Source organism: Pseudomonas psychrophila HA-4, assembly GCF_000282975.1.
Classification (GTDB): domain Bacteria; phylum Pseudomonadota; class Gammaproteobacteria; order Pseudomonadales; family Pseudomonadaceae; genus Aquipseudomonas; species Aquipseudomonas psychrophila_A.
The window spans coordinates 22,504-31,214 of sequence record NZ_ALJC01000127.1 but is presented as its reverse complement, the minus strand read 5'-3'; the positions used below and the strand labels follow the sequence as shown (position 1 = coordinate 31,214).

The window sequence follows — 8,711 nt, the reverse complement described above, 5'->3', positions numbered from 1 at the left end:
TTCCGTTTCGACTGCGCCGGAAGTGGGGCGAATTATAGGCCGTTTAAAATCCGAGTCAAGCTCTAATTGAGGGACTCTATCAATTAAGTTCAAATCAGCGAAAACATGCCTATCTATATAGAGAGGGCTAACGCCCCCTCTATATAGCTACAACACGCCCGACTGCCGCAAAGCATCCAACACACTGGGTTGCATCCCAAGCACCCGCACTAAAACCTCTTGCGTATGCTCGCCCAATAAAGGCGGAGCACTGCGATACTCCACTGGCGTTTCAGAAAGCCTGATAGGGCTTCTAACCTGCGACACCAGACCCGCCAGCACATGCGGCAAATCAAAAGCCAGCCCCCGCGCCTGCACCTGAGGATCCGCAAACACTTGGGCCAAATCATTGATCGGTCCACAAGGCACCCCTACAGCCTCCAACTGCGCAACCCACTCCGTCGTTGTCTTGAAGACAGTTGCCTGCCGAATGAGCGGCACCAGCACAGCTCTATTAGCTACCCGCTGCTTATTACTCTCAAAACGCGGGTCATCCACCCACTCCGGTCGACCTGCAACTTCAGCAAACTTACGGAATTGACTGTCGTTACCCACCGTCAGAATGAAGTCGCCATCGGCGGTCGGAAAATCCTGATACGGCACAATGTTCGGGTGAGCATTACCCAAGCGCTTTGGAGAAACACCCGTCGTCAGATAATTCATCGCCTGGTTCGCCAGGCACGCGACCTGCACATCCAGCAGCGCCATATCGATATGCTGCCCACCACCTTCATGCTGGCGATGAGCAAGCGCCGCCAAGATCGCGACTGTCGCATAAAGCCCCGTCAGAATATCCGTCAGCGCAACACCGACCTTCACCGGCCCAGCCCCGTCTTCACCCTCAGGCCGACCGGTCAGGCTCATCAGCCCACCCAACCCCTGAATCATGAAGTCGTAACCCGCACGCTTGGCATAAGGCCCCGTCTGACCAAACCCGGTAATCGAGCAATAGATCAGTTGAGGATTGACCTCCTTAAGCGACGCATAGTCCAACCCATACGCCTCCAAGCCGCCCACCTTGAAGTTCTCGATCAAAATATCGGACTTCGCCGCCAGCTCCCGCACCAAGCGCTGACCTTCAGGCTTGGTGAAGTCGATCGTCACCGACTGCTTATTGCGATTGGCCGACAGGTAATAAGCCGCCTCCCCCGTACTCTCACCATAAGCATCCTTAAGGAAGGGCGGCCCCCAGGCACGCGTATCGTCGCCAATGCCCGGGCGCTCAACCTTGATCACCTCAGCTCCCAGGTCCGCCAGAATCTGCCCCGCCCACGGCCCGGCCAATACTCGCGACAAATCCAACACCCGCAAATGCGATAAAGCACCCATGAGCCAAGCTCCTATTAATAGAACGCCTGCAGACCCGTCTGCGCGCGCCCAAGAATCAAGGCATGCACGTCATGCGTCCCTTCATAGGTATTCACCACTTCCAAGTTAACCAAATGACGGGCCACCCCAAACTCATCCGAAATGCCATTTCCGCCCAACATGTCACGCGCCATACGGGCGATATCCAACGACTTCCCGCACGAATTGCGCTTCATGATCGAGGTAATCTCAACCGCTGCAGTTCCTTCGTCCTTCATCCGACCCAAGCGTAGGCAACCTTGCAAAGCCAACGTAATCTCGGTCTGCATATCCGCCAGCTTTTTCTGGATCAACTGAGTCGCCGCCAATGGTCGGCCAAACTGATGACGATCCAGCGTGTATTGACGCGCCGTGTGCCAGCAGAACTCGGCAGCTCCCAGCGCGCCCCACGAGATGCCGTAACGCGCCGAGTTCAGACAGGTAAAAGGACCTTTGAGCCCGCGCACATCCGGGAAGATATTCTCTTGTGGCACAAACACGTTATCCATGACGATTTCGCCAGTGATCGATGCGCGCAGACCGACTTTGCCGTGAATCGCCGGCGTACTAAGACCCTTCCAACCCTTCTCCAGAACAAAGCCACGAATGTCACCTTCGTCATCTTTCGCCCACACCACAAACACGTCGGCAATCGGACTGTTAGTGATCCACATTTTGCTGCCCGTTAGGCTGTAGCCGCCATCCACCGAACGCGCGCGCGTAATCATCGCGCCAGGGTCAGAACCATGGTTAGGCTCAGTCAGACCAAAGCAGCCAATCCACTCGCCCGATGCCAGCTTCGGCAAGTACTTCTGCTTCTGCGCCTCAGTGCCGAACTCATTGATCGGCACCATCACCAGGGAGGACTGCACACTCATCATCGAGCGATAACCCGAGTCAACGCGCTCAACCTCACGCGCAATCAGGCCGTAACTGACGTAATTCAGGCCACTGCCACCGTACTGCTCAGGAATCATCGCCCCCAGCAAGCCCGTCTCACCCATCTCGCGGAAGATCGCAGGATCAGTCTTCTCATTGCGGAAAGCCTCAAGCACACGCGGCGCCAGCTTGTCTTGAGCAAATTGCTCAGCACTGTCACGCACCATGCGCTCTTCTTCAGTGAGCTGCTGATCCAGCAACAGTGGATCAATCCAGTTGAAGCTTGCTTTACCCGCCATGAAAGAACCCTCGCGAAATAGATCAAATGTCGTTGGCCGATCCTAGGCCCCTCTATATAAGAAGCACAAACGAGGATTCAGCACGGCGTTGTGATAATTTCTCACTCCGTGACGAGCTAAAACGCCATTTCTGCCCACCTTTAGTGAGGAAGACGTACATGCGCCGCAAGATCCCCAGCACCACCGCCCTCATCAGCTTTGAAGCGGCTGCACGCCATGAAAGCTTTACTAAAGCCGCGCACGAGCTTTCCCTCACTCAAGGCGCCATTTGCCGACAGATAGCCAGCCTCGAAGAGTTCCTGAGTGTAGAACTCTTCAGACGCTCAAAACGCGGCGTGAAACTGACAGAAGCAGGCCTTTCCTACAGTCGCCGGGTCGCGACGCAACTAGATGCCGTCGAACGCGACACGCTGTCCGTGATGGGGCAACAAGGCGCCAACACCATTGAGCTGGCCGTTGTTCCCACCTTCGGCACGCAATGGCTATTGCCCCGCCTCAAGGATTTCCAGCAACAGCACCCCGACGTTACCGTCAATCTTACAAACCGTACGCGCCCCTTCCTGTTTGCCGACACCGACTTCGACGCGGCCATCTACTTTGGCGATGCCGACTGGTCCGGCACATCGTCCTACCGCCTGATGGGTGAAAACCCGCTCCCCGTGTGCAGCCCATCACTCCTGGACGAACAGCAAAGCCTCAGCGCCAAGGCATTGGCCGAACTCCCCCTACTCCAACAAACCACCCGCCCCTACGCCTGGCGCCAATGGTTCAACGCCCAAGACATGAGCGTGCCCCGCGACATGACCGGGCCGCGCTACGAACTATTCTCGATGCTGGCCCAAGCCGCCATACACGAAATGGGCGTCGCGTTGATCCCGCCCTTCCTGATTCAGCGCGAATTGGCCGAGAAACGCCTGGTCATTGCCAACCCGCACACACTGCCCAGCAACAAGGCTTACTACCTGATGATTCCCGAACGCAAAATCGAGTCCGCCTCACTGCAGGCCTTTCGCGACTGGCTGATCAAGCAGGCCGAGGCCTACAGCCTGACTTGAACCACGCATCATCCAAAAAAGTTATGTAGTGACGCCACTAAAAACCCTACAAATATACGTAAATGTCGCCTTTTAATACGCCTTACTTAAGTCTAGCTGGACAAAGCTTAAGGCCAGTAACCACGCGGCCTGCGGGGTATTTCTGAAAGTTATGCAGCGATAACCAAAAGAAATGTGAAAAAAACTCAAAAACAGCCTTAAATCTCTATAAGCCATATAAATAAAGGCCTACAGCCGACCGTTGCGACATTCGGTCACTGCATGACTTGTAGTAAAAAATACGTCACCTTTCATAAGTTCTTGAAAGCCCCAAAAATCGCCAGCAGAATGCCGCGCCCCACCTCATATTTGGTGGGATCGTGCTGATCGGCCGCCCCAGTCGCACCATCCGTAGTGCGCTGGCTTTCTTATAAAAGATCACGCAGGAGATATGACGTGCACATTGGTGTTCCTCTCGAAACCCAAACGGGTGAAACGCGGGTTGCTGCAACCCCGGAAACCATCAAGAAGCTGATCGGCCAAGGCCATAAGGTGACGGTTCAAACCGGCGCAGGCATTAACGCCAGCGTGACTGACAGCGCTTATGAAGCCGCAGGCGCAACCATTGGTAGCGCTGCAGACGCCTTTGGCGCTGAGCTGATCCTCAAAGTGGTTGCCCCCAACGACAGCGAATTGGCCCTAATCAACAGCGCGGCTGTGCTGATTGGCATGCTCAACCCGTTCAGCAATGAAACCATTGCCAAACTGGCCGAGCGCGGGATCACCGCATTCTCTCTGGAAGCCGCGCCCCGCACCTCCCGTGCGCAAAGTCTTGATGTGCTTTCATCTCAGGCCAACATTGCCGGTTACAAAGCAGTGCTGCTGGCCGCGCATCACTATCCGCGCTTCATGCCCATGCTGATGACCGCCGCCGGCACAGTAAAAGCCGCTCGTGTACTAATCCTCGGCGCAGGTGTTGCCGGCTTGCAGGCCATTGCGACTGCCAAGCGACTGGGTGCTGTCATCGAGGCTTCAGACGTGCGGCCTGCGGTAAAAGAGCAGATCGAATCGCTAGGCGCCAAGTTTGTCGATGTCCCTTATGAAACCGACGAAGAGCGCGAGTGCGCCGTCGGTGTTGGCGGCTATGCACGCCCAATGCCCGCCAGTTGGATGCAACGCCAAGCACTGGCTGTGCACGAGCGAGCCAAACAAGCCGATATCGTCATCACCACTGCATTGATCCCCGGCCGCAAAGCACCTGTACTGCTAAGCGCAGACACGGTGGCGCAAATGAAGCCAGGCTCGGTGGTCATCGACCTCGCCGCAGCGCAAGGAGGCAACTGCCCACTAACCGTCGCCGATCAGGTCGTGGTCGAGCACGGCGTCACCATCGTTGGCCACACCAACTTGGCCGCCATGGTTGCCGCCGACGCATCAGCGCTCTACGCCCGCAACCTGCTGGACTTCCTCAAACTGGTCTTCACCCCTGAAGGGCAGTTCCAGATCAACCTTGAAGACGACATCGTCGCCGCGTGCCTGATGTGCCGCGACGGTCAAGTCGTGCGCAAAAACGGCTGAGGATAAAAATAATGGAAGAGCTCATCTCCCCCGGTATCTACAACCTGATCATTTTCGTACTGGCTATCTATGTCGGTTACCACGTGGTCTGGAACGTAACCCCTGCGCTGCACACCCCTTTGATGGCCGTCACCAACGCCATTTCCGCGATTGTGATCGTCGGCGCCATGCTCGCTGCCGCGCTGACCGTCACGCCACTGGGCAAAACCATGGGCACCCTGGCCGTCGCCTTGGCGGCCGTTAACGTATTCGGTGGATTTTTGGTCACCCGGCGCATGCTGGAAATGTTCAAGAAGAAAGCACCTAAAGCTAAAGAAGAGGTGCGCAAGCCATGAGCATGAACCTGGTCACAGTTCTCTACCTGGTTGCGTCGATCTGCTTCATCCAAGCCCTTAAAGGCCTGTCGCATCCCACCACCTCGCGCCGCGGCAACCTGTTCGGCATGCTGGGCATGGGCCTGGCCGTTCTGACCACCGTCGGTCTGGTCTACAAACTGGGCGCCGAAATTGCAACCGCAGGTATCGGCTACGTGATTGTCGGCCTATTAGTCGGCGGCACCGCTGGCTCGATAATGGCCAAGCGCGTTGAAATGACCAAAATGCCTGAACTGGTCGCCTTCATGCACAGCATGATCGGCCTCGCTGCCGTGTTTATCGCCATCGCGGCCGTGGTAGAGCCGCAATCGCTGGGCATCGTCAAACACCTGGGCGACGCCATCCCGGCGGGCAACCGCCTGGAGCTGTTCTTGGGCGCAGCCATTGGTGCAATCACCTTCTCTGGCTCGGTTATCGCGTTCGGCAAACTGTCGGGCAAATACAAGTTCCGTCTGTTCCAAGGCGCACCCGTACAGTTCAGCGGCCAACACAAACTGAACTTGATGCTGGGTCTGGCCACGCTGGGCCTGGGCATCACCTTTATGCTTACCGGCAACCTCAACGCATTCGCATTGATGCTGGCCCTGGCGTTTGTGCTGGGCGTGCTGATCATCATCCCGATTGGCGGCGCCGACATGCCGGTCGTGGTGTCAATGCTTAATAGCTATTCAGGCTGGGCAGCAGCCGGTATCGGTTTCTCGCTAAACAACTCGATGCTGATCATCGCCGGTTCGCTGGTAGGTTCTTCGGGCGCCATCCTGTCGTACATCATGTGCAAAGCGATGAACCGTTCGTTCTTCAACGTGATTCTCGGCGGCTTTGGCGGCGCAACAGATACAAGCGGCCCCGCCGGTGCACAAGAAGCCCGCCCAGTTAAATCCGGCTCAGCTGACGACGCCACCTTCCTGCTGACCAACGCAGATACGGTGATCATCGTTCCAGGTTACGGCTTGGCCGTGGCGCGCGCGCAACACGCGCTAAAAGAGCTGACTGAAAAACTGACACACCGCGGCGTGACCGTGAAATACGCGATTCACCCGGTAGCGGGTCGGATGCCTGGCCACATGAACGTTCTGTTGGCCGAAGCAGAAGTGCCTTACGACCAAGTGTTCGAAATGGAAGACATTAACTCCGAGTTCGGCCAAGCAGACGTGGTGTTGGTGCTCGGTGCCAACGACGTGGTCAACCCGGCCGCTAAGAACGATCCAAAATCGCCAATTGCCGGCATGCCGATCCTCGAAGCTTACAAAGCCAAAACCGTCATCGTTAACAAACGCTCCATGGCGAGCGGCTATGCAGGCTTGGATAACGAACTGTTTTACCTCGATAAAACCATGATGGTTTTCGGCGACGCGAAGAAAGTGATTGAAGATATGGTCAAAGCCGTCGAGTAACATCCAGACCTTGCAACACCAAGAACCCCGGCGCTGAATTCACCGGGGTTTTTTATTTGCTGAAACATCCCGACCAAAGGCTCTACATCGGCCTGCGGCATTCGACCATGGTAGCGGGACGCTGCGCTTTGAAAATGAATAGACTGCGCATCTTGCTTCCGTTGCCCGAGATAACAATCCATGTACCGTGAACGTATTCGCCTGAACTCCCTACACGATAAGGTTATGAGCGCCGAAGAAGCCGCCGCCCTTATTAAAGACGGCATGACCGTCGGCATGAGCGGTTTTACCCGTGCCGGTGAAGCCAAAGCCGTCCCGCGTGCCCTGGCCGAACGGGCCAAGCTTGAACCACTGAAAATCACCCTGATGACCGGCGCCAGCCTGGGCAACGACCTCGACAAGCAATTGACCGAAGCCGGTGTACTCGCACGACGCATGCCGTTCCAGGTCGACAGCACACTGCGCAAGGCGATCAATGCCGGCCAAGTCATGTTCATCGACCAGCACTTGTCCGAAACCGTTGAGCAACTGCGTAACAAGCAACTCACGCTGCCAGACATCGCGGTCATCGAAGCCGTTGCCATTACCGAGCAAGGCCACATCGTGCCAACCACCTCGGTGGGCAACTCTGCCAGCTTCGCGATTTTCGCCAAACAAGTGATCGTCGAGATCAACCTGGCGCACAACCCGAACCTGGAAGGTCTGCACGACATCTATATCCCGACCTACCGTCCAACTCGCACACCGATCCCGCTGGTAAAAGTCGACGACCGCATCGGCAGCACCGCCATCCCGATCCCGGCAGAAAAAATCGTCGCGATCGTGATCACCAACAAGCCGGATTCGCCGTCAACCGTGTCCGAACCCGACCACGAAACTAATGGCATCGCTTTCCACCTGATCAACTTCCTCAAACAGGAAGTTGCAGAAGGCCGTATGACCAATAAGCTCGGCCCGTTGCAAGCCGGTATCGGCAACATCGCCAACGCGGTGATGTGCGGCCTGATCGACTCGCCGTTCGAAGACCTGACCATGTACTCCGAAGTGCTGCAAGACTCGACCTTCGACCTGATCGACGCGGGCAAGATGAGCTTTGCATCAGGCAGCTCGATCACCTTGTCCGAGCGTCGCAACTCAGACGTCTTCGGCAACCTTGAGCGCTACAAAGACAAACTCGTGTTGCGCCCTCAGGAGATCTCAAACCACCCAGAAGTGGTTCGACGCCTGGGCATCATCGGCATCAACACCGCGCTGGAGTTCGACATCTACGGCAACGTCAACTCCACCCACGTCTGCGGCACGCGGATGATGAACGGCATCGGCGGCTCGGGCGACTTCGCACGTAACGCACACTTGGCGATCTTCGTGACCAAATCGATCGCTAAAGGCGGCGCGATTTCCAGTGTTGTGCCTATGGTCAGCCACGTTGACCACACTGAGCACGATGTCGACATTCTGGTGACCGAGCAGGGACTGGCTGACTTGCGCGGCCTGGCACCGCGTGAGCGCGCTCGCGTGATCATCGACAACTGTGTTCATCCAGACTTCCGTGAAGCCCTGAACGACTACTTCACCAAAGCCTGCGCCATTGGCGGCCATACACCGCATATTCTGCGTGAAGCCCTAAGCTGGCACATCAACCTGGAAGAAACCGGGAAAATGCTGCCGTAACACGCGAGCTAGACAGCCGCCGGAGAAAACACTGTTTTCACGGCGGCTTTTTTATGCACGACTTACAAAAACTGTACTGCTGTACTGGTCGTTTTC

General features: G+C 56.5%; 7 protein-coding genes. 5 read left to right on the top strand and 2 right to left on the bottom strand.

Annotated features, from left to right (window positions below):
- Positions 1–147: 147 nt before the first annotated feature.
- Both B347_RS0122030 and B347_RS0122025 read right to left on the bottom strand, forming a co-directional pair.
- Positions 148–1,368, bottom strand: a complete 1,221-nt coding sequence (locus tag B347_RS0122030; RefSeq protein ID WP_019411861.1) for a CaiB/BaiF CoA transferase family protein — start codon at positions 1,366–1,368, stop codon at positions 148–150.
- A gap of 14 nt (positions 1,369–1,382) precedes the next feature.
- Positions 1,383–2,564 carry an acyl-CoA dehydrogenase gene (locus tag B347_RS0122025; RefSeq protein ID WP_003438163.1) on the bottom strand — a complete coding sequence of 394 codons (1,182 nt, stop codon included), beginning with the start codon at positions 2,562–2,564 and terminating at the stop codon, positions 1,383–1,385.
- A 158-nt stretch (positions 2,565–2,722) separates the two neighbouring features.
- Here B347_RS0122025 and B347_RS0122020 point away from each other — a divergent pair, with 158 nt between their 5' ends.
- The 5 genes from B347_RS0122020 (at position 2,723) to B347_RS0122000 (ending at position 8,615) form a co-directional block, all read left to right on the top strand.
- Positions 2,723–3,619, top strand: coding sequence for a LysR family transcriptional regulator (locus tag B347_RS0122020; protein ID WP_019411860.1), 897 nt, complete (start codon positions 2,723–2,725; stop codon positions 3,617–3,619).
- Between the two features lie 435 nt (positions 3,620–4,054).
- Complete coding sequence (locus B347_RS0122015) at positions 4,055–5,176, top strand: Re/Si-specific NAD(P)(+) transhydrogenase subunit alpha (protein WP_019411859.1); 1,122 nt, start codon at positions 4,055–4,057, stop codon at positions 5,174–5,176.
- Positions 5,177–5,187: 11 nt separating this feature from the next.
- Positions 5,188–5,511, top strand: a complete 324-nt coding sequence (locus B347_RS0122010; protein ID WP_003438157.1) for an NAD(P) transhydrogenase subunit alpha — start codon at positions 5,188–5,190, stop codon at positions 5,509–5,511.
- Positions 5,508–6,944 (top strand): NAD(P)(+) transhydrogenase (Re/Si-specific) subunit beta, encoded by a 1,437-nt coding sequence (locus tag B347_RS0122005; RefSeq protein ID WP_019411858.1) that lies wholly within the window; start codon positions 5,508–5,510, stop codon positions 6,942–6,944. Before B347_RS0122010 ends, B347_RS0122005 begins: the two co-directional genes overlap by 4 nt.
- Positions 6,945–7,124: 180 nt before the next feature.
- Complete coding sequence (locus tag B347_RS0122000) at positions 7,125–8,615, top strand: acetyl-CoA hydrolase/transferase family protein (protein WP_026014341.1); 1,491 nt, start codon at positions 7,125–7,127, stop codon at positions 8,613–8,615.
- Positions 8,616–8,711 lie beyond the last annotated feature (96 nt).

Bases quoted from the DNA above. Each gene is read 5' to 3' on its own strand.
- B347_RS0122030 (WP_019411861.1), bottom strand. From the start codon at position 1,368: ATGGGTGCTTTATCGCATTTGCGGGTGTTGGATTTGTCGCGAGTATTG.
- B347_RS0122025 (WP_003438163.1), bottom strand. From the start codon at position 2,564: ATGGCGGGTAAAGCAAGCTTCAACTGGATTGATCCACTGTTGCTGGAT.
- B347_RS0122020 (WP_019411860.1), top strand. From the start codon at position 2,723: ATGCGCCGCAAGATCCCCAGCACCACCGCCCTCATCAGCTTTGAAGCG.
- B347_RS0122010 (WP_003438157.1), top strand. From the start codon at position 5,188: ATGGAAGAGCTCATCTCCCCCGGTATCTACAACCTGATCATTTTCGTA.
- B347_RS0122005 (WP_019411858.1), top strand. From the start codon at position 5,508: ATGAGCATGAACCTGGTCACAGTTCTCTACCTGGTTGCGTCGATCTGC.
- B347_RS0122000 (WP_026014341.1), top strand. From the start codon at position 7,125: ATGTACCGTGAACGTATTCGCCTGAACTCCCTACACGATAAGGTTATG.